This is a genomic window from Streptomyces filamentosus, from assembly GCF_014654895.1.
Taxonomy (GTDB): domain Bacteria; phylum Actinomycetota; class Actinomycetes; order Streptomycetales; family Streptomycetaceae; genus Streptomyces; species Streptomyces filamentosus.
Window position 1 is genome coordinate 2,824,533 of sequence record NZ_BNBE01000001.1, and the last position, 23,387, is coordinate 2,847,919.

Annotated in this window: 28 protein-coding genes; 12 read left to right on the plus strand and 16 right to left on the minus strand. The window is 73.3% G+C overall.

The window, feature by feature from the left end:
- Nucleotides 1-294 precede the first annotated feature (294 nt).
- From IE326_RS12760 to IE326_RS12780, 5 genes are all read right to left on the minus strand, one after another.
- Complete coding sequence (locus IE326_RS12760) at nucleotides 295-2,298, minus strand: FUSC family protein (protein ID WP_150229417.1); 2,004 nt, start codon at nucleotides 2,296-2,298, stop codon at nucleotides 295-297.
- Between the two features lie 66 nt (nucleotides 2,299-2,364).
- The gene (locus IE326_RS12765; protein ID WP_150229415.1) at nucleotides 2,365-2,601 is read right to left on the minus strand and encodes a DUF2630 family protein; all 237 of its coding nucleotides are present in this window, start codon (nucleotides 2,599-2,601) and stop codon (nucleotides 2,365-2,367) included.
- 18 nt (nucleotides 2,602-2,619) lie between these two features.
- Nucleotides 2,620-3,648 carry an endonuclease/exonuclease/phosphatase family protein gene (locus IE326_RS12770; protein WP_229915310.1) on the minus strand — a complete coding sequence of 343 codons (1,029 nt, stop codon included), beginning with the start codon at nucleotides 3,646-3,648 and terminating at the stop codon, nucleotides 2,620-2,622.
- An 83-nt stretch (nucleotides 3,649-3,731) separates the two neighbouring features.
- Nucleotides 3,732-4,193 (minus strand): hypothetical protein, encoded by a 462-nt coding sequence (locus IE326_RS12775; protein WP_229915311.1) that lies wholly within the window; start codon nucleotides 4,191-4,193, stop codon nucleotides 3,732-3,734.
- Nucleotides 4,190-4,654, minus strand: coding sequence for a DUF7144 family membrane protein (locus IE326_RS12780; protein ID WP_150229413.1), 465 nt, complete (start codon nucleotides 4,652-4,654; stop codon nucleotides 4,190-4,192). Before IE326_RS12780 ends, IE326_RS12775 begins: the two co-directional genes overlap by 4 nt.
- A 156-nt stretch (nucleotides 4,655-4,810) precedes the next feature.
- Between IE326_RS12780 and IE326_RS12785 the strand changes: the two genes are divergently transcribed.
- From IE326_RS12785 to IE326_RS12795, 3 genes are all read left to right on the plus strand, one after another.
- Nucleotides 4,811-5,215, plus strand: a complete 405-nt coding sequence (locus tag IE326_RS12785) for a hypothetical protein (protein WP_190041560.1) — start codon at nucleotides 4,811-4,813, stop codon at nucleotides 5,213-5,215.
- 236 nt (nucleotides 5,216-5,451) lie between these two features.
- Nucleotides 5,452-6,480 carry an ATP-binding cassette domain-containing protein gene (locus tag IE326_RS12790; RefSeq protein ID WP_229915312.1) on the plus strand — a complete coding sequence of 343 codons (1,029 nt, stop codon included), beginning with the start codon at nucleotides 5,452-5,454 and terminating at the stop codon, nucleotides 6,478-6,480.
- Nucleotides 6,477-7,340, plus strand: a complete 864-nt coding sequence (locus IE326_RS12795; protein ID WP_150229409.1) for an ABC transporter permease — start codon at nucleotides 6,477-6,479, stop codon at nucleotides 7,338-7,340. Before IE326_RS12790 ends, IE326_RS12795 begins: the two co-directional genes overlap by 4 nt.
- Before the next feature lie 3 nt (nucleotides 7,341-7,343).
- Here the strand turns inward: IE326_RS12795 and IE326_RS12800 are convergent, their stop codons facing one another.
- Nucleotides 7,344-7,715 carry a VOC family protein gene (locus IE326_RS12800; protein WP_150232851.1) on the minus strand — a complete coding sequence of 124 codons (372 nt, stop codon included), beginning with the start codon at nucleotides 7,713-7,715 and terminating at the stop codon, nucleotides 7,344-7,346.
- A gap of 157 nt (nucleotides 7,716-7,872) precedes the next feature.
- Between IE326_RS12800 and IE326_RS12805 the strand changes: the two genes are divergently transcribed.
- Nucleotides 7,873-9,036, plus strand: a complete 1,164-nt coding sequence (locus IE326_RS12805) for a MerR family transcriptional regulator (protein WP_190041561.1) — start codon at nucleotides 7,873-7,875, stop codon at nucleotides 9,034-9,036.
- A 280-nt stretch (nucleotides 9,037-9,316) separates the two neighbouring features.
- On the opposite strand, the gene IE326_RS12810 is transcribed toward IE326_RS12805, so the two are convergent.
- Genes IE326_RS12810 through IE326_RS12820 form a run of 3 tightly spaced genes read right to left on the minus strand, consistent with a single transcriptional unit; the run spans nucleotide 9,317 to nucleotide 11,520 of the window.
- Nucleotides 9,317-9,754, minus strand: a complete 438-nt coding sequence (locus IE326_RS12810) for a universal stress protein (protein ID WP_030747784.1) — start codon at nucleotides 9,752-9,754, stop codon at nucleotides 9,317-9,319.
- 60 nt (nucleotides 9,755-9,814) lie between these two features.
- On the minus strand, nucleotides 9,815-10,444 hold the full coding sequence (locus tag IE326_RS12815) for an FMN reductase (RefSeq protein WP_190041562.1): 630 nt from the start codon (nucleotides 10,442-10,444) through the stop codon (nucleotides 9,815-9,817).
- Nucleotides 10,441-11,520 (minus strand): LLM class flavin-dependent oxidoreductase, encoded by a 1,080-nt coding sequence (locus tag IE326_RS12820; RefSeq protein ID WP_190042230.1) that lies wholly within the window; start codon nucleotides 11,518-11,520, stop codon nucleotides 10,441-10,443. Before IE326_RS12820 ends, IE326_RS12815 begins: the two co-directional genes overlap by 4 nt.
- Nucleotides 11,521-11,698: 178 nt before the next feature.
- Between IE326_RS12820 and IE326_RS12825 the strand changes: the two genes are divergently transcribed.
- From IE326_RS12825 to cobM, 3 genes are all read left to right on the plus strand, one after another.
- Complete coding sequence (locus tag IE326_RS12825) at nucleotides 11,699-11,839, plus strand: DUF6126 family protein (protein WP_169092966.1); 141 nt, start codon at nucleotides 11,699-11,701, stop codon at nucleotides 11,837-11,839.
- Nucleotides 11,840-11,910: 71 nt separating this feature from the next.
- Complete coding sequence (gene cbiE, locus IE326_RS12830; RefSeq protein ID WP_150229402.1) at nucleotides 11,911-13,146, plus strand: precorrin-6y C5,15-methyltransferase (decarboxylating) subunit CbiE; 1,236 nt, start codon at nucleotides 11,911-11,913, stop codon at nucleotides 13,144-13,146.
- Nucleotides 13,143-13,892 (plus strand): precorrin-4 C(11)-methyltransferase, encoded by a 750-nt coding sequence (gene cobM, locus IE326_RS12835; RefSeq protein ID WP_150229400.1) that lies wholly within the window; start codon nucleotides 13,143-13,145, stop codon nucleotides 13,890-13,892. Before cbiE ends, cobM begins: the two co-directional genes overlap by 4 nt.
- Nucleotides 13,893-13,992: 100 nt before the next feature.
- Here the strand turns inward: cobM and IE326_RS41850 are convergent, their stop codons facing one another.
- Nucleotides 13,993-14,067 (minus strand): 50S ribosomal protein bL37, encoded by a 75-nt coding sequence (locus IE326_RS41850; RefSeq protein ID WP_099895366.1) that lies wholly within the window; start codon nucleotides 14,065-14,067, stop codon nucleotides 13,993-13,995.
- A gap of 97 nt (nucleotides 14,068-14,164) precedes the next feature.
- Here IE326_RS41850 and IE326_RS12840 point away from each other — a divergent pair, with 97 nt between their 5' ends.
- The 3 genes from IE326_RS12840 to IE326_RS12850 are packed head-to-tail and all read left to right on the plus strand — an operon-like array spanning nucleotide 14,165 to nucleotide 15,924.
- Nucleotides 14,165-14,836 (plus strand): hypothetical protein, encoded by a 672-nt coding sequence (locus IE326_RS12840; RefSeq protein ID WP_170313835.1) that lies wholly within the window; start codon nucleotides 14,165-14,167, stop codon nucleotides 14,834-14,836.
- A gap of 54 nt (nucleotides 14,837-14,890) precedes the next feature.
- Nucleotides 14,891-15,250, plus strand: coding sequence for a hypothetical protein (locus IE326_RS12845; RefSeq protein WP_030747766.1), 360 nt, complete (start codon nucleotides 14,891-14,893; stop codon nucleotides 15,248-15,250).
- The gene (locus tag IE326_RS12850; RefSeq protein WP_150229396.1) at nucleotides 15,247-15,924 is read left to right on the plus strand and encodes a nucleotidyl transferase AbiEii/AbiGii toxin family protein; all 678 of its coding nucleotides are present in this window, start codon (nucleotides 15,247-15,249) and stop codon (nucleotides 15,922-15,924) included. Before IE326_RS12845 ends, IE326_RS12850 begins: the two co-directional genes overlap by 4 nt.
- Here IE326_RS12850 and IE326_RS12855 read toward each other — a convergent pair.
- Both IE326_RS12855 and IE326_RS12860 read right to left on the minus strand, forming a co-directional pair.
- Entirely contained in the window at nucleotides 15,921-16,478 is a 558-nt protein-coding gene (locus IE326_RS12855; protein ID WP_150229394.1) for a GNAT family N-acetyltransferase, read from the minus strand. The two genes, IE326_RS12850 and IE326_RS12855, sit on opposite strands and share 4 nt — an antisense overlap.
- Nucleotides 16,479-16,542: 64 nt before the next feature.
- Nucleotides 16,543-17,022: a helix-turn-helix domain-containing protein gene (locus IE326_RS12860; protein ID WP_150229392.1), complete on the minus strand. Its 480-nt coding sequence runs from the start codon at nucleotides 17,020-17,022 to the stop codon at nucleotides 16,543-16,545.
- An 800-nt stretch (nucleotides 17,023-17,822) separates the two neighbouring features.
- Here IE326_RS12860 and IE326_RS12865 point away from each other — a divergent pair.
- Entirely contained in the window at nucleotides 17,823-19,034 is a 1,212-nt protein-coding gene (locus tag IE326_RS12865; protein WP_373310186.1) for an IS110 family RNA-guided transposase, read from the plus strand.
- Here the strand turns inward: IE326_RS12865 and IE326_RS12870 are convergent.
- Nucleotides 19,031-19,441 carry an ankyrin repeat domain-containing protein gene (locus IE326_RS12870; RefSeq protein WP_190041563.1) on the minus strand — a complete coding sequence of 137 codons (411 nt, stop codon included), beginning with the start codon at nucleotides 19,439-19,441 and terminating at the stop codon, nucleotides 19,031-19,033. The genes IE326_RS12865 and IE326_RS12870 overlap by 4 nt on opposite strands.
- 289 nt (nucleotides 19,442-19,730) lie before the next feature.
- On the opposite strand from IE326_RS12870, the gene IE326_RS12875 reads away from it, so the two are divergent.
- On the plus strand, nucleotides 19,731-20,942 hold the full coding sequence (locus tag IE326_RS12875; RefSeq protein WP_373310186.1) for an IS110 family RNA-guided transposase: 1,212 nt from the start codon (nucleotides 19,731-19,733) through the stop codon (nucleotides 20,940-20,942).
- Here IE326_RS12875 and IE326_RS12880 read toward each other — a convergent pair.
- The 3 genes from IE326_RS12880 to IE326_RS12890 form a co-directional block, all read right to left on the minus strand.
- A complete protein-coding gene (locus IE326_RS12880) occupies nucleotides 20,939-21,349 on the minus strand; it encodes an ankyrin repeat domain-containing protein (protein WP_190041563.1) in 411 nt (136 codons plus the stop codon). The two genes, IE326_RS12875 and IE326_RS12880, sit on opposite strands and share 4 nt — an antisense overlap.
- Nucleotides 21,350-21,456: 107 nt before the next feature.
- On the minus strand, nucleotides 21,457-21,777 hold the full coding sequence (locus IE326_RS12885) for a 4a-hydroxytetrahydrobiopterin dehydratase (RefSeq protein WP_190041564.1): 321 nt from the start codon (nucleotides 21,775-21,777) through the stop codon (nucleotides 21,457-21,459).
- A gap of 1 nt (nucleotide 21,778) precedes the next feature.
- Nucleotides 21,779-23,026, minus strand: a complete 1,248-nt coding sequence (locus IE326_RS12890; RefSeq protein WP_190041565.1) for an NsdA family TPR-like regulatory protein — start codon at nucleotides 23,024-23,026, stop codon at nucleotides 21,779-21,781.
- Nucleotides 23,027-23,387: the final 361 nt, after the last annotated feature.

The window sequence follows — 23,387 nt, forward strand, 5'->3', positions numbered from 1 at the left end:
GATGATCAGGCGGATCTCGGGGCGACTTCAGGCGGCTTCAGGGGAATGCAGGTGATCTCAGGGGGACTTCGGGGAGGCGGCTGAGCGGGGGCGGGCAGGGTGGAACGGCCCGTTCTGCGAGCCGGTCGGCCGACCGGGGCGGGCGCGGGCAGGGGTGCGGGCGCGGATCACGGCGGTGCGGTCGAGCGCATCGTAGTCGCCTCGGTGGAATCCGGTAACGGTGGCAGGAGGGTTCCGTTCCGTGACCGCCGGTAAGTGCTTCCGCGCTCCCCCGCGTACCGGCACGGAAGGGGTTTATCGCAGCTCGGGACCGGCGATGGCACGGGCCGCGCGGACCTCGTGGCGCAGCGGCGCGAGGACGCCGTCCTCGTCGCCGGGCAGCGCGCTGCGGACCGCGACGAGGGTGTCGGAGGCGCGCAGTCCGGCGGCCAGTTCCCGCAGTTCCCCGGCGACTTCGGTGACCTCCGCGGGGTCCGGCGGCGGGGCACCGTGCGCGACCCGGATCCGGGCCGCGGTGGTGGCGTCCACGATCCGTTCGACGGCGATGGCGAGCGGCCACCAGGCGGCGGCGCGGGTGCCGGTCGGCGGGGGTTCGGTGAGGGCCCGCTGGAACTCGGAGCGGACCGCCGACAGGTCCCGGTACAGCTTGCGCCGGGCCCGCAGCCGGCCCGCGTCGGCGCCGGGCCCGAAGGCGCGGTCCACGTACGCGGCGGTGTCCGCGACCGCGTCGGCGAGCCGGTCGCCGATCCGGCTGTGCCAGGACTCCGGCCACAGCAGGTAGCCGGCGACGAGCGCGATGCCGCAGCCGATCAGGGAGTCGTACAGGCGGGGCAGGACGAGGTCGAAGCCCTGCTGGTTGAGGGCGTCGGACAGCAGCAGGATGACGGGGGTGACGGCGGCGGTCTGGAAGGCGTACCCCTTCGCCGACCAGGCCGGGATGAGCGCGGCGAGCACCGCCATCACGGGCACGTCCCACCAGCCGCGCGGCACCTCGGCGAGGACGAGCGCGGCGGCGACCAGGCCCAGGCAGGTGCCGACGGCGCGCAGTACGGCGCGGGAGAAGACCGAGCCGAAGTCCGGCTTCATCACGAAGGTGACGGTGAGGGCGACCCAGTACGAGCGGGGCACCGCGATCAGCGAGACGAGGGCCTGCGCGAGGCCGATGCAGAGCGCCAGGCGCAGCCCGTACCGCCAGGACGGCTCGGAGAGCAGCACCGTGCGGGCGGCGCGGCGGGCGCGGACGGCGAGGGAGGCGGGCCTGCCGAGCCGGTCGTCGACGTCGTACGGGTCGGGTTCGGCCTCGTGGACGACGGTGGCGGCGTGCCGCAGGGCGTGCTCGACGGCCTTCTCGGAGGGGCGGACGGACGGCGGGAGGACGATCTCGGGCCGTTCGGTGCGGCCGGTCTCCACGGCGTCGGCGAGGTCGCGGACCGTGGCGGCGACCTCCGGCGGCAGCGGGCCGACCGCCCGGACCCGCAGGTCGGCGGCGGGCGCGGCCTCCAGGAGCGGGATCAGCACGTTGAGCTGGGCGAGCAGCCGGGCCAGCGAGGAGGTGCGGCCGTGCTGCCGGGTGCGGCGGGCCAGGATCAGGTCGTACGACTGGTTGAGCGAGGCGGTCACCGCCTGCCGCTTCTCCTGGTACGCGTCGGTGCCCGCGGCCTCGTACAGCTCGGCGACCGTCCGGTACGTGGCGGCGACCGCGGCCCGCTCGGGCCCGGCCCGGCGCAGCGGCCAGCCGAGCAGCGTCAGCGCCAGGACGACGAGCCCGCCGACGCCGAGCAGCAGCGGGGCCTTCCACCAGGGGTCCGGCATGGGCAGTCCGGCGCCGACGACGGCGTTGAGGAGCAGCAGCAGTCCGGAGGCGGAGGCGACCGCACCGATCGACGAGATCATCCCGGAGACGAGCGCGACGAGCGTGAGCGTCCCGACCGCGACCCAGCCGTGCCCGAACACGAGCGTGCCGAGGGTGACGCCGAGCGCGCCGAAGCACTGCGGCACGGCGATGTTGAAGATCCGCATCCGGTACGCGTCGGCGGTGTCGCCGATGACCCCGGACAGCGCCCCCATGGACACGAGCGCGCCGTACGCCGGCCGGTCCACGGCCAGTCCCACCGCGAGCGGCAGCGACAGCGCCAGCGACGCCCGCAGGACGGCGGCCCACGGCACGGGCGTGGGCGCGGGCTTCAGCCCGGCGGTGAGCCACACGGGCGGGACGAGACGGCCGGGCCGTTCCGGTCGTCCGGACCGCTCCGGCCGTCGGGACTGTTCGGGCCGCCCGGACCGTGGGGATCGTGCCATATGCCCCAACTTACGCGGCCGGGCGGGCGCGCGGCCGGGCGGTGGGGCGGCCGCGCGTTCCGCGGGTCAGTTGCGGTAGGACTCGACCTCGGAGGCGGGGCGGAGGGCGGCGGTGTCGGGGTCCTCGCCGAACTCGGCCTTGGCGCGGCGCTGGCGGAGCAGGTCCCAGCACTGGTCGAGGCGCACCTCCAGCTCGGAGAGGCGGGCGCGCTCCTCGGGGAGGAGGCCGCCGGTGCGCTGCCGCAGGGCGCGCTCCTCCTCCACCAGCGCGCCGATGTCGTCGAGGATCTGCTCGTTGTCCATGTCTCCCAGCGTGACCGATCAGCGCCGGTCGTGCAGGTCGAGATCGGCGAGGACGGCCCGGTGGTCGCTGCCCGGCAGCGGCGGGAAGCGGACGGCGGTGGCGGTCAGGTCGGGGCCGGTCAGGACGTGGTCGATCTGCACGTACGGCGGCAGCGGGCCCTCCGCGGGCCAGGTGGGGGTGCGGGAGGCGTCCGTGGTGCGGGCCGCGTCGAGGAGGGGACCGGCGGCGACGACCGAGCGGAAGGCCGCGTGGTCCTGGGAGGCGTTGAAGTCGCCCGCCACCAGCGGGACCTCGTCCGGGGGCCGGGCGGCCACGGCGTCCCTGAGACGGCCCAGTTCGTCCCGCCACAGCCGGACCTGGCCCGGCAGCGGCGGCATCGGGTGGGCGAGCTGGAGCCGCACGGCCCGGCCGGCGATGTCGGCGGTGGCGCCCGGCATGCCCATGGTGGAGGGCACGACGGACCGGTCGCGCAGCGGGAAGGCGCTGAGGAGGACGGAGCCCGCGGAGCCCTCCGCGTCCACGGAGACCCGGTGCGGGAGCAGCCCGGAGAGCGCGGCGGTCAGGGCCCGTCCGCAGGCGGGGTCGCACTCGGAGACGTACAGGAGCTGGGGCCGCTCCCGGCGGGCCAGGGCGATCAGGGAGCCGGTGGCCTGCCCGAACTCGACGTTCGCCGCGACGACCCGGATCCGGGCGAGGGGGGCGCCGTGGGTGACGGCGAGCAGCGGCGTGTACGGGAGGGACGCCCAGGCGGTGACGGTCAGCACCGTCGCCGCGAGGAAGGCCAGGACCCGGTGGCGGGCGGCCCCCGCGAGCAGCAGTCCGAGGCCCGCCGGCACCGTCAGCCAGGGCAGGAAGGAGAGCAGTTGGGGGAAGGGCGTCACCCCGTCCGTGCCGAGCGCCCGGCAGCCCGCGACGGCCGCCGGGACGACCAGGAGCAGCCCCGCGGCCCAGGCGGACGCGCGGGAGCGGCGCCCGGGCCGGAGGGCGGGGGGCGGCTGCGGGGAAGAGGGCGTGCGGGGCTGCCCGGCGGGCACGGCTCGGTCCACCCGCCCAGTGTCGCAGGGGGCGGTGACACCGGGCCCGGGGCCGCGGGGAGGGGAGGGGAGGAGGGGTGGCGGCACCACCCGGCTCAGTGCCGCAGGGCCTGTGCGATCTCCGCCGTGGTCGGCCCGGTCAGCGTCCGGTTGCTGCGCGCCGTACCGGACTTGGAGGCTCCGGCGGGGACGGCGTCGATGGACAGGACGACCGTGTCGAGCAGGTTCCCGCCGTCGTCCCGGAAGGTGACCATGACCGTGTAGTCGGCGGCCGAGTCCTTCGGGTTGGTGGCGGTGACGGTGGCGACCGTGCGGTCCCCGTCGGCCGAGGTCGCCCCCGCCCGCACGTCGCCGGTCGCGTTCGCCCCCTCCTTGATCTCGTCCATCTTCTGCTGCGCCGCCGAGGCGACCGCGGCGGTCGCCGAGGACACGATGTCCCCGGCGGCCTCCTTGGCGGCGTCGCAGCCGGCGGCCGCGCCCGTCACCGCGAGGGCGAGGAGGGCGGCCCCGGCCGTGCGCCGCAGCCGGCCGGGGGAACGGCGTGGCCGGTCCCTCACCGGATCCCGTACCGGTCGGTCGGGCCGTACTCGTCGTCCGTCGCCAGCGCCCAGATCACGAAGATCGAGATGGCCATGGAGAAGAGCGCCCACCACGGCTGGTAGGGCAGGAAGAGGAACTGCGCGAGGACGTTCAGGGACGCCAGGCAGATGCCGGCGACCCGGCCCCACTCGGCGCCCTTCAGGATCCCGAAGCCCGCGATCGCGACGACGATGCCGAGGATCAGGTGGATCCAGCCCCAGGTGGTCAGGTTGAACTTGAAGACGTAGTCGCCGACGCGGGCGTAGACGTCGTCCTCGGCGATCCCCGCGATGCCCTGGAAGACGTCCATGATGCCCGTGACCAGCATGAGGACACCCGCGAAGAGCGTCCCGCCGGAGGCCCACGCCTCGGCGGAGCCCGACTTGTGGGAACGGGGCGGTGTGGCCTCCGGACGCGGAGGCGTGCTGTTCTGGCTCATGGCCCCATCGTGGGATCATTCGTACGATTTCGTCCTTCGGGCTGAGCCGTACGGGTGAAGGGGGCGGCCCCTCCACCGCTCCACTTGCGGGGCGCCGGGCGCGGGTGTGCCCTGGAGGGTGCAGCAGCAGGGGGGCGACACGAAGGAGCTCCTGCCATGGCCGCACACGCAGCCGTACCCGCGCGGCGCCCCGCCCGGGTGCACGGCGCCGTCCTCCCCGCCGTCACCGGCATCGCCTACGGCCTCTACGCCGCGACCGTCTCCCGCCACGGAGGGGCGCTCACCTGGGGGCAGTTCTGGCTCGGCCTCGTCTCCGCGATCGTCCTCGCGGGCGGGATGTACGCGCTCCGCACCTACGGCCGCACCCTTCCGCGCGAGGCGCGCGCCGCCGCGTGGGGCGTCCTCGCGGGCGGCGCCGTCGGCTTCCTCTACAGCCTCTCCGGCGCGAGCGTCTTCTCGTCGAGCCTGGTGGGGCTGTTCGTCGCGGCGGGGGTCGGGGCGGGTGCCTTCTACCTCTTCTACACCCACGAGGACGCGGCGGGCCGCCCCGCCCCTTACTGACCCGCGCCCCTTGGTCCCGCCCGACGGCGGGTCCGCGCCCGACGGTCGACGGCACGCGCGACGCGACGGCGGTGGCGGCGGAGGTGGCCGAGCACTTCGCCCCCTACCTGGGGACGGCCGCCGAGGGATGAGCCCCCGGGCGCGTACGGCCCTCGGCCCCCAGGACGCCGCCCACGGGCGAGGGCGGGGGCGGTGGGGGAGACTGGGGGGTGCGGGGGGTGGAGGGAGGACGCCCCATGGGGGAGTTCGCCATCGAGACGGAGGGCCTCGTCAAGACGTTCGGCGGCAACAGGGCCGTCGACGGCATCGACCTCCGCGTCCCCACCGGCACGGTCTACGGCGTGCTGGGTCCGAACGGCGCCGGCAAGACGACCGCCGTGAAGGTGCTCGCGACGCTGCTGCGCCCGGACGGGGGCCGGGCCCGGGTGTTCGGGCACGACGTCGTGGCGGAGGCGGACGCGGTCCGGGGCCGGGTCAGCCTCACGGGACAGTACGCCTCCGTCGACGAGGACCTGACCGGCACGGAGAACCTCGTGCTGCTGGCCCGGCTGCTGGGCCACGGCCGCCCCGCCGCGCGGGAGCGTTCCGCGCAGCTGCTCGAAGCGTTCGGGCTCGCGGACGCGTCGGACCGGCAGGTGAAGAACTACTCGGGCGGCATGCGGCGCCGCATCGACATCGCCGCGTCGATCCTCAACACCCCGGACCTGCTCTTCCTCGACGAGCCGACGACCGGCCTCGACCCGCGCAGCCGCAACCAGGTCTGGGACATCGTCCGGGCGGTCGTCGCGCAGGGCACCACCGTGCTGCTCACCACCCAGTACCTGGACGAGGCCGACCAGTTGGCCTCCCGGATCGCCGTCATCGACCACGGCAGGGTGATCGCGGAGGGCACGAAGGGCGAGCTGAAGGCGTCGGTGGGCTCGGGTTCGGTGCACGTACGGCTCCGGGACGCGGAGCAGCGCCCGGCGGCCGAACGGGTCCTGGCCGCGGCCCTCGACGCCGCCGTCCAGCCCGACCCCGACCCGGTGGCCCTCACCGTCACCGTCGACGGCCACGGCACCGACCTGGGCGCCGCCGAGCAGGCGGCGCGGGCGCTCGCCGCGCTGACCCGCGCCGGGATCACGGTCGACAACTTCGCCCTGGGGCAGCCCAGCCTGGACGCGGTGTTCCTCGCCCTGACCGACCGGACCCCGGCAGACCGGCCCCCGGCAGACCGCGCCACGGCCGGCCGCGATCCGACCGACCGGAAGGAACCCACGGCATGAGCACCGGAGTGACGTCCGGAAGCGACCTCCGGTCCGACGCCGAGTTCGTCGCGCCACGGGCCGACGAGCTCGCCGCCCTGCTCGTGGGGCGGGCCCGGCCGCCCCGCCCCGGAGCGCTCTCCGCCTCGCTCACCTTCGGCTGGCGGGCGATGCTGAAGATCAAGCACGTGCCGGAGCAGCTGTTCGACGTGACCGCGTTCCCGATCATGATGGTGCTGATGTACACGTACCTCTTCGGGGGCGCGCTGGCCGGTTCGGCCTCGGCGTACATCCAGTTCCTGCTGCCCGGGATCCTGGTCATGTCCGTCGTGATGATCACGATGTACACGGGCGTCTCCGTCAACACCGACATCGAGAAGGGCGTCTTCGACCGCTTCCGCACGCTGCCGATCTGGCGGCCGGCGCCGATGGTCGGCTATCTCCTCGGCGACGTCGTGCGCTATCTGATCGCGTCCGCCGTGATGCTCACGGTCGGCGTCGCCATCGGCTACCGCCCCGGCGGCGGGATCGCGGGCGTGCTGCTCGGGGTGGCGCTGCTGCTGGTCTTCTCGTTCTCGTTCTCGTGGATCTGGACCATGTTCGGCCTGCTGCTGCGCAGCGAGAAGTCCGTCATGGGCGTCAGCATGATGGTGATCTTCCCGCTCACCTTCCTCTCCAACGTCTTCGTCGACCCGAGGACCATGCCGGGCTGGCTCCAGGCATTCGTCAACAACAGCCCGGTGACCCACCTGGCGACGGCGGTGCGGGAGTTGATGGCGGGCGGGTGGCCCGCCGCGGACATCGCCTGGTCGCTGGGCTGGTCGGCGGCGTTCGTGGCGGTCTTCGGGGCGGTGACGATGCGGCTCTACAACCGCAAGTGAGGCTCACCGCGCCCGGGGCTCCTTCTGCTGGACCGCCCAGCGGTTGCCGTCCGGATCCGCGAAGTACACGAACGAACCCCAGGGCAGGTCCTCGATCTCCCCCACCTCCACGCCGCGCGCGGTGAGTTCGGCGTGCGCGCGTCCGATGTCGTCGACGACGACCTGCATGTTGTCGAGCGAGCCGGGGGCCATCTCCGTGATGCCCCTCCCGAAGGCGATCGAGCACGCCGAGCCGGGCGGGGTCATCTGCACGAAGCGGATCTCCTCGCTGACGGTCACGTCGTGGTCCGCGTGGAAGCCGACCCGCTCGTAGAAGGTCTTGGCCCGGTCGACGTCGGTGACCGGGACGCCGATCAGTTCGAGTTTGATGTCCATGGTGCCCATGGGGGAATCCTCCGCCCGCGAGCCGCCGCCCGCACGGCGGAGGACGCCCGTACGGGCACCGGTTGACCTTCCCCCGCGGGGAAGGCCCAGCATCGGCGGGGCCGGGCGGAAGGCCCGGCCCGGGGAGCGGAAGGGAAGGCGGACGGCCATGACGGACGCGGGGGACGCGGTGGACGCGACGGACGTACGGGTTGCACCGGGCACACCGGGCACGACCCTCACCATCGGGGACTTCGCCCGCGCCACCGGCCTCTCCGCGAAGGCGTTGCGCCGCTACGACGAACTGGGCCTGCTGCGGCCCGCCCGCGTCGACCCGTACAACGGCTACCGCCACTACGCCGCCGCCCAGACCGAACGGGCCCGCCTCATCGCCTGGCTGCGGCGCATCGGCATGCCGCTCGGCGAGATCGGCCGGGTCTGCGCCCTGTACGAGGGGGACGCGGCGGGCGCGGAAGCCGCCGCCCGCGCGATCCGCGCCTACTGGGTGTCCGTCGAGGCGGACACGGCGGCGCGGCGGGACCTCGCGGACTCCCTGGTCGCCCGAGTGAAGGGAAACCCCACCGGCATGACGACCACGACGACCACGACCACGACGACGGCCACGGACCGCCCCGCGTACGCGCTGACCGGCGCCACGGCCCTCCTCGACCCCGGGCTCGTCCGCGCGACCCAGCAGGACGCGGCCCACGCCTCGGAACGGCTCCTCGCCGTCGCGGACGGGTACGGCCCCGAGGGCGGGCGCGCCGCGCGGGCGGCGATCGGCGCGCTCGCCGCCGTGACGGCCCCGGCGCGGGCCGGCGGCGGGCTCGACGCCCTGGAGGACGGCATGCGCGCCGCCGCCGGCGCACTCGCGGGCCTCGACGGCTCCGGTACGACGCTCACCGCCGCGCTGCTCGCCGGCGGCCGGCTGGCGCTGCTCCACGTCGGGGACTCGCGGGCCTATCTGCTGCGGGACGGCCGGACACGGCAGCTGACCAGGGACGACACCGTCGTCCAGGAACTCGTCGACGCGGGCGGGCTCGACCCGGAGGAGGCGGCGGCGCGGCCGGACCGCGCGCTGCTCCTGAAGGCGCTCGACGGCGGGGGCGCGGTGCCGGTGCCGTCGCTCGCCGTCCACGAGGTGCGTCCCGGGGACCGGCTCCTCCTCTGCACGGACGGCCTCTCCGCGCTCGTCCCCCCGGCGGACCTCGCCCGCGCGCTCGCCGCCGCGCCGACGCCCGGGGCTGCCGCCGAAGCCCTCCGCGCCCTCGCCCACGCCCTGGGCGCCCCCGACAACCTCTCCCTCACCACCGCCGAAGTGACCCCCGTCTGACCGCCCCGGGCTGCGCCCGCCGGCCCTGTGGGCAGGCGTCCCGCAGGGCGGGACGGGTGGGCACGGGGACGGCGCCCTCTGCCGCGCCCAGGCTTACGCGCCTGGACCCGCACCCCGTGCACGAGGCACTTGGGGTGCGGGTCCAGGCCCGGAAGCGGAGGCACCCGCGAGGGGTGCCGTTCCGTCGTGCCCACCCGTTCCGCCCCGGCGCAACGACTGCCCACGACGGAACGGCGGCGCCCGCGACGAAACGGCGGCGGCCCCGCAGGGGCGGGAGGGCCTACTCCGTGGGTTCGCCGCGGACGACGACGACCGGGCAGGGGGCGTGCTGGGTGACGTTGGAGGAGACGGATCCGAGGACGGCGGCCTTGAAGCCGCTGTAGCCGCGGTCGCCGACGACCAGCAGCTCCGCCCCCTTCGCCTGGTCGACGAGCGCCTGCGCCGCGTTGCCGCCGACGACCGTCCGGGTGGCGGCGGCGGCCTGTTCGGGGGTGAGGGCCTGTTCGAGGGACTGGTCGAGGATCTGCCGGGCGAGCCGCTCGGGGTCGAATTCGAGCGGTACGCCGGGCATGAGCGTCGCCCAGGACGCCGGGTACTCCCAGCTGATCACCGCGTGGAGCTCGTCCCCGGTGAGGGCGGCCTGGCCGGCCGCCCACTTCAGCGCCTTCAGGGACGGTTCCGAGCCGTCCACGCCCACCACGATCCTGCCGCCGGCCATCGCCGATCTCCGTCCGTCGTCGGGAAAACTCGAACTTCTCCCGCCAACCTAACAAATCGGTCAATCCAGTCGGAGGTCGGCCAACTGCTTCTCGAAGGGGACGATCTCCTCGTCCTCCTCGGCCCGGCCGGACCCCGCCGCGACGAGCGCCGCGAACTCCTCGCCCGCCCGGGTGATCCGGGCCGGCAGCCCCTCGGTGTACTCGTCGCCGCCGCTGCCCCAGTCCTCCGAGGCCGCGTAGACGGCGGTCGGGGAGACGAGGGCCCGCAGGTAGGCGAAGAGCGGGCGGAGGGCGTGGTCGAGGACGAGGGAGTGGCGGGCGGTGCCGCCGGTCGCGCCGAGGAGGACCGGCGTACGGGTGAGGGCCGCCGGGTCGATCAGGTCGAAGAAGGACTTGAACAGGCCGCTGTAGGAGGCGGTGAAGACGGGGGTCACCGCGATGACGCCGTCCGCGCCGGTCACCCGGTCGATCGTGTCCTGGAGCCGCTCGGAGGGGAAGCCGGTGACGAAGTTGTTCGCGATGTCGACGGCGAGGTCGCGCAGTTCGACGACCTCGACGTCGACGGCGTACTCCTGCTCGGCCAGCTTGTACCGGGTCGCCTGGAGCAGCCGGTCGGCGAGCAGCCGGGTGGAGGAGGGGCTGCTGAGTCCGGCCGAGACGGCGACCAGCTTCAACGTGCGCACGGTCATGCCTCCTTGGTGGCGGTGACGGCGGGGTGGAGGGGGGCGGTGGCGGGGACGCCGGCCGGGCGCAGGTTCTCGAACTCCTTGCGGAGGACGGGGACGACCTCCTCGCCGAGGATGTCGAGCTGTTCCAGGACGGTCTTGAGCGGCAGCCCGGCGTGGTCGACGAGGAAGAGCTGGCGCTGGTAGTCGCCGACGTAGTCGCGGAAGGACAGGGTGCGCTCGATGACCTCCTGCGGGGAGCCGACGGTCAGCGGGGTCTGGCTGCTGAACTCCTCCAGGGAGGGGCCGTGGCCGTAGACCGGCGCGTTGTCGAAGTACGGGCGGAACTCCCGTACCGCGTCCTGCGAGTTCTTCCGCATGAAGACCTGGCCGCCGAGGCCGACGATGGCCTGCTCCTCGGTGCCGTGGCCGTAGTGCGCGTACCGCTGGCGGTACAGCCGGACCATCTTCTCGGTGTGCTGCTTGGGCCAGAAGATGTGGTTGGCGAAGAAGCCGTCGCCGTAGTACGCGGCCTGCTCGGCGATCTCCGGGGAGCGGATGGAGCCGTGCCAGACGAACGGCGGGACGCCGTCGAGCGGGCGCGGGGTGGACGTGAAGCCCTGGAGCGCGCTGCGGAACTTGCCCTCCCAGTCGACCACGTCCTCCCTCCACAGCTTGTGGAGGAGCGCGTAGTGCTCGATGGCGAGCGGGATGCCCTGGCGGATGTCCTGTCCGAACCACGGGTAGACCGGGCCGGTGTTGCCGCGGCCCATCATCAGGTCCACGCGGCCGTCGGCGAGGTGCTGGAGGGTGGCGTAGTCCTCGGCGATCTTCACCGGGTCGTTGGTGGTGATGAGGGTCGTGGACGTGGAGAGGATCAGGTTCTCCGTGCGGGCCGCGATGTGCCCGAGGAGGGTGGTGGGGGAGGACGGGACGAACGGCGGGTTGTGGTGCTCGCCGGTCGCGAAGACGTCCAGCCCGACCTCCTCCGCCTTGAGCGCGATGGCGACCGTGTTCTTGATGCGCTCGTGCTCGCTGGGGGTGCGGCCGGTGGTGGGGTCGGTCGTCACGTCGCCGACGGTGAAGATCCCGAACTGCATCGTGGTCACCTCTCGCGTTCCTCGCTGGTGGTTGAATCTTAAACCATCACGTCCAACGGTGCCACCCGCCCCCGTATTCCGGGCCCCCGCCCGGCCCCCGCGCCCGGCGCTCCGCGCCCGCATTCCGCGCCTCCGCCACCCGGCGTCCCGCGCCCGCCCGCCCCGTACCCTGGACGCCATGACCGAGAAGACGCACGACAACGAGAGCTGGAAGGAGCGGGGCGTGATGCTCCGCGTCTTCGTGTACGTCTTCGCCACCCACGCCTTCGCCGGCTTCGTCTGGCTCCTCTTCTACGTGGGGCAGAACGCCCAGAAGTGAACGGGACCCGCGCGGCCACGTGAGGGCCGCCACGTGCCGCCCACCTGCGGCCCTCACGTAGAGTCCCGGACGTGAACGGTGAGATAGCGGTGGTGTCGGTCGTCGGGATCGGCGCGGACGGCTGGGACGGACTCCCCGAGGGCTCCCGCCGGGTCCTGCGCGAGGCCGAGGTGCTGATCGGCGGCCCCCGCCAGCTCGCCCTGCTGCCCGCCGCCGACTGCCCCGGCGAGCGGATCCCCTGGCCGTCGCCGCTCCGCCCCGCCGTCCCCGGCCTCCTCGCCGCCCACGCCGGCCGCAGGACCGCCGTCCTCGCCAGCGGGGACCCCTCCTTCCACGGCATCGCCCGCACCCTCGCCGAGACCGCCGGGGACGTCGCCCTCGACGTCCGCCCGCACCCGTCCTCCGTCTCGTACGCCTGTGCCCGCCTCGGCTGGCCCCTGGAGGCCGTCGAGACCGTCTCGCTCGTCGCCCGGCCCCCCGCCGCGCTCTCCGCCGCCCTCCACGACGGCCGCCGCCTCCTCGTCCTCAGCGAGGGCGCGGGCACGGCCGCGGGCGTCGCGGAACTGCTGCGCCGGACGGGCTGGGGCGGCACCCGGATCCGGGTCCTCGAACAGCTCGGCGGCCCCGCCGAACGGCTCCTCGACGGCACCGCCGCCGACTGGCCCCACGAGCGCACCGACCCCCTCAACGTCCTCGCCCTCGACTGCGTCCGCGACCCCGGCGCGCTCCGGCTCGGCGCCGGGCCCGGCCTCCCCGACGAGGCGTACGAGCACGACGGCCAGCTCACCAAGCGGTACGTCCGCGCCGCCACGCTCGCCGCGCTCGCCCCCGCCCCCGGCGAGCTCCTCTGGGACGTCGGCGGCGGCTCCGGCTCCATCGGGATCGAGTGGATGCGGACGCACCGCTCCTGCCGGGCGGTCGCGGTCGAGAAGTCCCCCGAACGGGCCGCCCGCATCACCCGCAACGCCGAGGCCCTCGGCGTGCCCGGCCTGCGGGTCGTCCGGGCCGCCGCCCCCGCCGGGCTGGCCGGCCTGGAGACCCCCGACGCCGTCTTCATCGGCGGCGGCCTCACCGCCCCCGGCCTGCTCGACGCCTGCTGGGACGCGCTGCCGCCCGGCGGCCGGCTCGTCGCCAACACGGTGACGCTCGAATCCGAGGCGCTGCTCGCCGACCGGTACCGCCGCCACGGCGGCGAACTGGTCCGGCTCGCGGTCTCCGCCGCCGTGCCCGTCGGCGGCTTCACCGGCTGGCGGACGGCGATGCCCGTCACGCAGTGGTCCGCAACGAAGGGTTCTTCCGACTCATGACCGTCCACTTCATCGGCGCGGGCCCCGGCGCCGCCGACCTCATCACCCTGCGCGGCGCCCGCACCCTCGCGGCCTGCGGCGTCTGCCTCTACGCCGGCTCCCTCGTCCCCCGCGAGCTCCTCGCCGAGTGCCCGCCGGACGCGAAGCTCGTCGACACCGCGAAGATGCACCTCGACGAGATCGTCGCGGAGATCGCCGCCGCCCACGAGGCCGGCCAGGACGTGGCCCGCCTCCACTCCGGCGACCCGTCCGTCTTCTCCGCCATGGCCGAGCAGATGCGCCGGCTCGACGCGCTCGGCATCCCGTACGAGGTCGTGCCCGGCGTCCCGGCCTTCGCCGCCGCCGCGGCCGCCCTCAAGCGCGAGCTGACCGTCCCCACGGTCGGCCAGACCGTCATCCTCACCCGCATCGCCCAGCAGGCCACCCCCATGCCGGAGGGCGAGGACCTCGCCACCCTCGGCCGCAGCGGCGCCCTGCTCGTCCTCCACCTCGGCGCCCGCTACGCCGACCGGATCGTCTCCGAACTGGTCCCCCACTACGGCGAGGACTGCCCCGCCGCCGTCGTCGCCATGGCCAGCCGCCCCGACGAGGTCGTCCTGCGCGGCACCCTCGCCGACATCGCGGGCCAGGTGAAGGAGGCCGGCATCACCAAGACCGCCGTCATCGTCGTCGGCCGCACGCTCGCCGCCTCCGAGTTCCGCGACAGCCACCTCTACGACCCGGCCCGCGACCGCCACACCTGCTGAGCCGCGCCGGATCCGGGGCCCGCCGCACCCGCCGACGACCCGGCCCGCGACCCCGCGCCTCAGGGCGCGGGGTCGCGGGCCGTGGTGCGTGATGCGTGACTCAGGCGTTCGGCCGCTTGCCGTGGTTCGCCTTCTTCTTCTTGCGGGCCCGCTTCTTGTTGCCGCGCTTGGCCATGGGACTCCCTCTCTCACGGGGGTGATGTCCCGGTAAGCGTAGGTTCGCGCACGGGGGCCCGCATCCGGGTGCCGCCCGCATGCGCTGCAATGGACCCATGACCGTCTACGACGTCGCCCGGGCACTGCCGGGCATCGAGGAACTGCGCGACCACTCCCGGGGGCTCGCGATGCTGGACGCCGTGCTCAGCCCGCAGTGGGAGGGCCGGTACTACTCCTACGACGCGCACTGGTCCGACACCGAGCAGCTGGCGTCCATGAAGGACGGGGAGGGCGGCGAGTACACGATCGTCCTCTCCCCGGCCGGCGCGTTCGCCCGCGTCTTCGACCACGAGTCGCCGATCAGCCCCTACGGCCCGCTCGCCGGCGGGGAGACCTGGCCCGGCGTCCTCGACGGCGTCCCGGACGCCTTCCGGGCCTACCTGACCGAGCCCGCCTTCCTCGACGAGGACGACGTCCACGTCACCACCGCCTGCCTGTGGCGCGAGACCGGCGACACCGCCTGGCGCACCGGACCCGTGGACCTCACCGAACTGACGGACCACGAGGACCCGGACGGCGCCGCCCGCTTCCTCGCCCTGCTCACCGACCGCACCCCCGAGGCGTATGCGCGGTGGGCGTCCGCCTATTACGAGACGGCCGTCGACCTCGACGCCGTCCGCCACGTGCTCGCCCTGCGCCCGCTCACCCAGGAGGTCGTCACCGCCCTCCACCCGGGACTGGACCTGGCCGACCTCGCCGAGGACCGCGCGGAGATCGGCTACCCGTGACCGGCGTGGCCGATGTGCCCGCGGGGACGGGCGGGTGCGGGGATAATCGGGGGCATGGCACATGAGACGGCGACCGTCTCCGAGGTACGGCGCGAACGGTACGCACGACGGCTCCCCACCGACCTGTCCGCCCTCCGGGGCCCCGACCGGGGACGGGTCCGGCTTCCCCTGCACCTGGCCTGGTCCGGGCTGACGGAGTACGACCTCGACCGGCCCCGGCTGCGGATGAGCTGCTACCGCACCGTCCTCGCCGAGGGCGGCCACGACGACCTCGTCCGGTACCTCGACCGGGACCTCCTCGTCGAGCTGTGGCCCGTGCTGCGCACCCTCGTCAGCAAGGACCTCCGCGCCGTCTGGGAGGACGCCTTCCGCGAACTGGCGCCGATGGCGACGGCGGCCGGGCGCCCCGGGTGAACCTCACCGGCCTCCACCGCCGCCTCCTCGACGACGTCCTCGCGGCGGGCACCGAGTACCCGCTCGTCCTCACCGGCGGCTACGCCGTCCAGGCGCACGGCCTGGTCGACCGCCTCAGCCAGGACCTCGACGTCGCCACCGAGAGCCCCCGGCCCATGCCGGAGATCGCCGCCCGGCTGCGGGCCGCGCTGGAGGCGGGCGGCTGGCTGGTGCGGACGCTGGAGACCGACCCGCTCTCCGCCCGCCTGATCGTCACCGACCCGGACAGCGGCGAGGCGTGCGAGGTGGACGTCCTCAAGGAAGTCCTCTGCGGCCCTCCCGAACAGCGCGAGTTCGGCCTCCTCCTCTCCCTGCGCGACGTCGTCGGTACGAAGGTCCGCGCCCTCGCGGACCGGGGCATGGCCCGCGACCTGATCGACGTCCACGCCGCGGCCGCACGCGGCTGGAGCCCCGAGGAGCTGGAGGAACTGGGCCGCCGGCACGCCCGCGACGGCTTCGACCTCGAAGAACTCCAGGCGAAGCTCGCCGGCGCCGAGTGGATCGACGACGACGAGTTCACCGCACACGGCCTCGACGAGCCCCGCATCCACGACCTGCGCGCCTGGGCCCAGCGCTGGGCCGACGACATCGGCGAACGCCTCCTCGAAGGCACCGACCCCACGGACGACCTCTAGACCTTCCGGCGCTCCGCCCACTCCGGCGCCAGCACCGACATCACCGTCGCGTCCACCCGCTCCCCCTCCCACAGCAGCGCCCCGCGCAGCACGCCCTCCGCCGTGAACCCGGCCTTCTCGTAGGCGCGCCGGGCCCGCGGGTTGAACGCGTACACCTCCAGCCACACCCGGTACAGCCCCAGCCCCTCGAAGGCGTGCCCGACGATCAGCCGCGTCGCCTCCGTCCCCAGCCCCCGCCCGATCCCCTCCGGCGCGAAGCAGATCCGGAACGCGCAGCTCTCGTTCCCCGGATCCCACTCGTTGAGCACCGCCTCCCCCACGACCCGCCCCGTGGCCCGCTCCACCACCGCCAGGTCCAGCCGGTCGTCCCGCTCCCCCCGCGACCCGTACCAGTCCCGCAGCTCCCCCTCGCCGAACCGCCCGTGCGACCCGGTCAGCCGCGCGACCTCCGGATCCGCGAACATCGGCAGCAGCGCGGGCACGTCGTCCTCCGTCACCGGACGGAGCGTGACGAGGTCACCGGTCAGCGTGGGCTTGTACGAGAAATCGGCCATGCCCGGATTCTCGGCGGGGGGCGGGCGGCTGTCGCGGGCTTTTCCCCTCACCGGCCCCGGCGCGTCACGCCTGGTCTTCGGGCCGCTCTCCGGCACCGCCGTCGATGAGGGTGAGGCCGCTGCCGTTCGCGTACGGGTCGGGGGCGTCGGCCGGGATGTTCCGGACGGCCTGGCCCTGGGCGGCCCCGCCGCCGTTGAAGACGAAGTCGGCACGCAGGCGCCAGTCCCGTCCGTCGGGATAGATGAACCCGTGCTCGGCGAGTTGCTTCAGCGCGCGCGAGACCGAGGACTGGGACATCCCGACCTGCTCGGCGAACCTGGTCTGGCTCTCGACGCGGACAAGGCCGTGGTCCTTGCGGTTCTGCAGGGCGCACATCTTGTGGAACAGCTTGTACGAGGCTCCGCTGAGGTCGGCTTCGGCGAGGGCGTTGTGCGCGTCGTATCCCATCGTGGTGTAGCCACCTCCTCGGAACCAGATGCCGGAGCCCGCGCTGAGCGACGAGTGCACGGTGAGGTCCTGGATCTCGCCCGTGCGGCGGTTCACCGTCTCGATCTTGGTCACTCGTCGGGCCGCACGCACAGGCTACCTCCGTGATGGATCCAGAACCCTCGGCAAGGGGTTGTGCCCCCTCGACATGCGTCAGCCTATTCATATTCGGGTGATGTCAATTTGAAAAGCTCACTTTTTATTCATTTCTGAATAGAAAGCGGGCGGGGCTGCAAGACCGCGACCGTCTTTCCGCAGCTCAGCGAGCCGCCGTGGCCACTCGTCTTAAGGAGGTAAGGGCACCCGCCGTGCGGGCTCCTCCCCGGCCGCTCCGGACGTCTGCCCGCCGCCTCGGGCGGAGGCGCGTGAACAGCAGGGAAGCGTGGCCGGGGCCGGTGGGTGGCTGATGGAGGCACACGTGGCACACGACCGCCCGGCCTCCCCGCCGTCGTGGCGTGCTTTCTTGGGCCGAGGCCGACGGGGGCCGAGGGCGGTGCGGGTGGTTCTTCGGGCGAAGGGAGGTGCCTCGCCGGCCCGACAGGCCCCGGGACCGTCCCGTGCGAGGTCCGCGACGGCGGTCGGCGGTGGCAGCAGCGGCGGTCGGCGATCCCCCCCCCCGTTACCTTCTTCGTGGCTCCGCAATGGGGCTACCGGCCTTCGGGTCCGGCATGACTTCCCCCCCTTGTTGCGGTTGATGATCCGGGGGGTGGTGTCACCGGGCCCGGAGGCATCGACGGACCGCTGATGAGGGGCTTGAGCACCGGCTTCACCCGAGCTGGAAGAGCTCTCCGTAACGTGGATGTGGCAGCTCGGTGCCGTGGCAAGGCCGGACGAAAGCGTGATGGAGGGGCCTGCACGTGATCGACACCGGCGACATCGACGTCTTCCTCGGCCTGGACGTCGGCAAGGGCGAACACCACGCCACCGCCGTCACCCCGGCCGGCAAGAAGGCCTTCGACAAGCGCCTGCCCAACACCGAGCCCAAGCTCCGCGAGCTGTTCGCCAAGCTGAAGGCCAAGCACGGAACGGTGCTGGTCGTGGTCGACCAGCCGGCCTCGATCGGGGCTCTGCCGCTGGCGGTCGCGCGGGACATGGGCTGCCCCGTCGCCTACCTGCCCGGGCTGACGATGCGGCGGATCGCCGACCTCTACCCGGGCGAGGCCAAGACCGATGCGAAGGACGCGTTCATCATCGCGGACGCGGCCCGCGCGATGCCGCACACGCTGCGGGCGATCGACAGCGAGGACGAGACGATCGCCGAGCTGGAGATGATCGTCGGGTTCGACGACGACCTGGCCGGCGAGGCCACGAGGGTCGCGAACCGTCTCCACGGCCTGCTCACGCAGATCCATCCATCGCTGGAACGGGTCCTGGGACCGCGATTGCAGCACCCGGCTGTCCTCACCCTGCTGGAGCGGTTCGGTTCACCGGCCCAGATACGCAAGGCCGGACGGCGCCGGCTGGTGACGCTGCTGCGGCCGAAGGCGCCCAGGATGGCCGAGCGGCTGGTCGAGGACATCTTCGCCGCTCTGGACGAGCAGACCGTTACCGTTCCGGGGACCGAGGCGGCAGCGCTGATCGTCCCGAGCCTGGCCGGGTCCCTGGCCGCCGTCCTTGACCAGCGGAAACTGCTGGCCGCACGGATCGAAGAACTGCTGGAGGCCCACCCTCTTTCGAAGGTCCTGACGTCCATGCCCGGCATCGGCGTCAGGACCGGAGCCCGGATCTTGATCGAGGTCGGCGACGGCAGCACCTTCGCGACCGCCGGCCACCTTGCCGCCTACGCCGGTCTCGCACCCGCGACCCGCAGTTCCGGGTCCTCGATCCGCGGCGAACAGCCCTCCCGAAGAGGGAACAAGCAGCTCAAGAGGGCCTTCTTCCTCTCCGCATTCGCGGCCCTGGCCGACCCGGCATCGCGGGCCTACTACGACAAGAAGATCGCCCAAGGGAAGCACCACACGCAGGCCCTGCTCTGCCTCGCCCGACGGCGGGCAGACGTCCTCTTCGCGATGCTCCGCGACGGCACCTTCTACGAGCCCCGTCCGGTCACGGCAGTCGGCGGAGCCTAGGAGGAGGTCCCGTCTCCGCCCGGAAGGTGGGCAGCCACGTCATAGTTGGCGATCCGTCCCGCCAGTGCCCGCGGACTCACACCATGAGCGTTAACCCGGTCGGGGTCGGCACCAGCTTCCAGCAACAGCCGGATCGCCGCCCCCTCGCCCTGCGAACAGAACACCGCCCGCCACAACGGCGTATTGCCGTGGCCATCCACGGCATCGACCGACGCACCCGCGGCCAGGAGAACCTCGATGACCGATGGCGCCTGGGCCTGAGCCGCAAAATGCAGCGGCGTCCAGCCGGCGGCATCGGCTGCCTCATGGGCGGCGCCCCCGGCCAACAGCACCCTCAGGCCTTCAACGTCCCCGTCGACAGCCGCATAGTGCACTGCCGTCCGCCCCAACCGATCCCGATCCGTCATGCCGCCATCCTGACCCACGACCTTGACCAAAGAGATAGGGGCACCCCCCCGTTACCTTCTTCGTGGCTCCGCAATGGGGCTACCGGCCTTCGGGTCCGGCATGACTTCCCCCCCTTGTTGCGGTTGATGATCCGGGGGGTGGTGTCACCGGGCCCGGAGGCATCGACGGACCGCTGATGAGGGGCTTGAGCACCGGCTTCACCCGAGCTGGAAGAGCTCTCCGTAACGTGGATGTGGCAGCTCGGTGCCGTGGCAAGGCCGGACGAAAGCGTGATGGAGGGGCCTGCACGTGATCGACACCGGCGACATCGACGTCTTCCTCGGCCTGGACGTCGGCAAGGGCGAACACCACGCCACCGCCGTCACCCCGGCCGGCAAGAAGGCCTTCGACAAGCGCCTGCCCAACACCGAGCCCAAGCTCCGCGAGCTGTTCGCCAAGCTGAAGGCCAAGCACGGAACGGTGCTGGTCGTGGTCGACCAGCCGGCCTCGATCGGGGCTCTGCCGCTGGCGGTCGCGCGGGACATGGGCTGCCCCGTCGCCTACCTGCCCGGGCTGACGATGCGGCGGATCGCCGACCTCTACCCGGGCGAGGCCAAGACCGATGCGAAGGACGCGTTCATCATCGCGGACGCGGCCCGCGCGATGCCGCACACGCTGCGGGCGATCGACAGCGAGGACGAGACGATCGCCGAGCTGGAGATGATCGTCGGGTTCGACGACGACCTGGCCGGCGAGGCCACGAGGGTCGCGAACCGTCTCCACGGCCTGCTCACGCAGATCCATCCATCGCTGGAACGGGTCCTGGGACCGCGATTGCAGCACCCGGCTGTCCTCACCCTGCTGGAGCGGTTCGGTTCACCGGCCCAGATACGCAAGGCCGGACGGCGCCGGCTGGTGACGCTGCTGCGGCCGAAGGCGCCCAGGATGGCCGAGCGGCTGGTCGAGGACATCTTCGCCGCTCTGGACGAGCAGACCGTTACCGTTCCGGGGACCGAGGCGGCAGCGCTGATCGTCCCGAGCCTGGCCGGGTCCCTGGCCGCCGTCCTTGACCAGCGGAAACTGCTGGCCGCACGGATCGAAGAACTGCTGGAGGCCCACCCTCTTTCGAAGGTCCTGACGTCCATGCCCGGCATCGGCGTCAGGACCGGAGCCCGGATCTTGATCGAGGTCGGCGACGGCAGCACCTTCGCGACCGCCGGCCACCTTGCCGCCTACGCCGGTCTCGCACCCGCGACCCGCAGTTCCGGGTCCTCGATCCGCGGCGAACAGCCCTCCCGAAGAGGGAACAAGCAGCTCAAGAGGGCCTTCTTCCTCTCCGCATTCGCGGCCCTGGCCGACCCGGCATCGCGGGCCTACTACGACAAGAAGATCGCCCAAGGGAAGCACCACACGCAGGCCCTGCTCTGCCTCGCCCGACGGCGGGCAGACGTCCTCTTCGCGATGCTCCGCGACGGCACCTTCTACGAGCCCCGTCCGGTCACGGCAGTCGGCGGAGCCTAGGAGGAGGTCCCGTCTCCGCCCGGAAGGTGGGCAGCCACGTCATAGTTGGCGATCCGTCCCGCCAGTGCCCGCGGACTCACACCATGAGCGTTAACCCGGTCGGGGTCGGCACCAGCTTCCAGCAACAGCCGGATCGCCGCCCCCTCGCCCTGCGAACAGAACACCGCCCGCCACAACGGCGTATTGCCGTGGCCATCCACGGCATCGACCGACGCACCCGCGGCCAGGAGAACCTCGATGACCGATGGCGCCTGGGCCTGAGCCGCAAAATGCAGCGGCGTCCAGCCGGCGGCATCGGCTGCCTCATGGGCGGCGCCCCCGGCCAACAGCACCCTCAGGCCTTCAACGTCCCCGTCGACAGCCGCATAGTGCACTGCCGTCCGCCCCAACCGATCCCGATCCGTCATGCCGCCATCCTGACCCACGACCTTGACCAAAGAGATAGGGGCACCCCCCCCCCGGCGGCGTCGCGGCGGAACACCCGCCGGGGCCGGGGGACGCGCAGGAAGAGGGCTCAGTCGTCCAGCGGTTCGGCGAGGTGCGCGGCGGCGATGGCGTCGATGCGGCGCGCGAGGTCGAAGTCGGCCTCGGTCAGCCGGTGGCCCGCGTCATGGGTGGTGATCCCGAACCGGACACGTCCCCACCGCAGGTCGATGTCGGCGTGGTGGCCGACGAGCCGCTCGACGTCGGCCACATGCACGATCATGGCGACCCCGCCGTGGTACCGGATGCCGAAGCTCCGGGTGATCTCGTCGCCCTCCCGCCGCCAGCCCGGCACGCTCGCGAGCGCGGCCGCGATCCCGTCCTCCGACAGCGGCGCCTTCTCGTCCGACACGTCAGTTCCCCTCCCTCACCGGTGCCAGGGCCTCCCGCAGGTCCCGGCCCACCGGCGCATCGTGCCACGGTCGCATCACCCGCTCCAGGGCGGACAACTCGCTGCGCATCCTTGCCGATCCGGTTTCGACCGCGACGACCGCCACCTCCCGCGCGATCTCCACGGCCTGCTCCGGCTGCCGCGCGGTCGCGGCGGCGGTGGCGTGCCGGGCCATGTACACGCCCCGGTCCCGACGCGCGCTCGCGGGGACCACCGCCAGCACCTGCTCCCACAGGCCGCTCGCCTCCTCGCCGAGTCCGATCCGGCCGTAGCACGTGGCCCGCTGCACCTCCAGATAACCGGGCGTCCGCCTGCACGCGTTCCCCCACGGAAGGTCGTCGTCGACCCGGGGCAGCAGCCTTCCCGCCGCGTCGATGAGCCGGTCCACCTCGGCCCGGCCCGCGTGGTGGAGAAGACTCGCTCCGTGGGCCTGCTGCTGCAGGGCCATGATCCGGATCTTCGGCACCACCCGGTCGTCGGCGAGGGCTGCCTCGCACAGGTCGACGACACCGGCGCCGTCGCCGAGGTCGGTCCTCACCTGCGCCGAGTTGACCATGGCGTAGCCGACGAGGTGCGGATCGCGGGCGCGGAGTGCCGCCTCCTGCGTCACGCCGCGCCAGAACGCGGCTGCGGCGAGGTCGCCGGCGTCCTGGTAGAGCCAGCCGACCAGCGCGGCGTAGGCGGCGCCGACACGGAGCAGACCCCGCCGGGTCTCACCGGTCGCCGACCGGGTCAGCTTGTCGATGAGCCGGTACTGCGGGCCCAGCGTGCCGATGAGATCGTGGGGGCCGAGGAGCATGTCGGCCCGGTAGTGCCCCTCCAACTGGGCCTGGAAATAGTCGATGAGCGCGGGGTCGACCTGCTGCGGGGAGAAGGGGCCGGGCGCGAGCGCGGGAGCGGTGACCGACAGGAACCCGTCGTCCGGGACGACGGCCTGCTCCTGGTGCCCGGGCCGGATCCAGCCCGGTGGCGGGGTGAATCCGAGCTGTTCCGGCCAGCGCCCGAGGACGTCGTGGAGGACGAGCGCGGTCTCTTCCGAAGGCCAGCCGGGGCGGGCCCCCTCCCACCTCCGCCAGGTCCGTGGGCTGACGTTGAAGTGGCGGTCGTCGAGGAACTGCCGGCCCCGCTCGGTGAGCTGGGCGGCGGCCGTCTCCGCGGACCGCCAGCCGACCCGCAGCCTCGCGGCGCGGAGGGCGTCATTGCGGCTCATGCCGCCAGTGTGGGGTGACATCGCGGTCCTTCGGACGTATGGCCGCGACCTGGCCGTGCATGGCCGCTCGACGGCCTATCGGTGCGGATGGACGCCCGCCCATCATCGTCCCGTGGTCACCGGGGTGTACGGCGAAGTGCGGAAAGCCCCCTGAAGGAGGGCGGCGAGGATGAGCACGACGGATCCGGCAGACGTACGACTGCCCCGATTCGGCACCTTGACGCAACGTCAGCAACGAGGGCAGGACTGCGTGTGGTGCGGCGTCACCCTCGTCGCCGGTCACGTCGTCGACCTCGGCCCGCGCCGCTACCGACGAGCCGACTGGCTGACCCAGTGGTTTCCCCGCGCGTGCCGGAAGCAC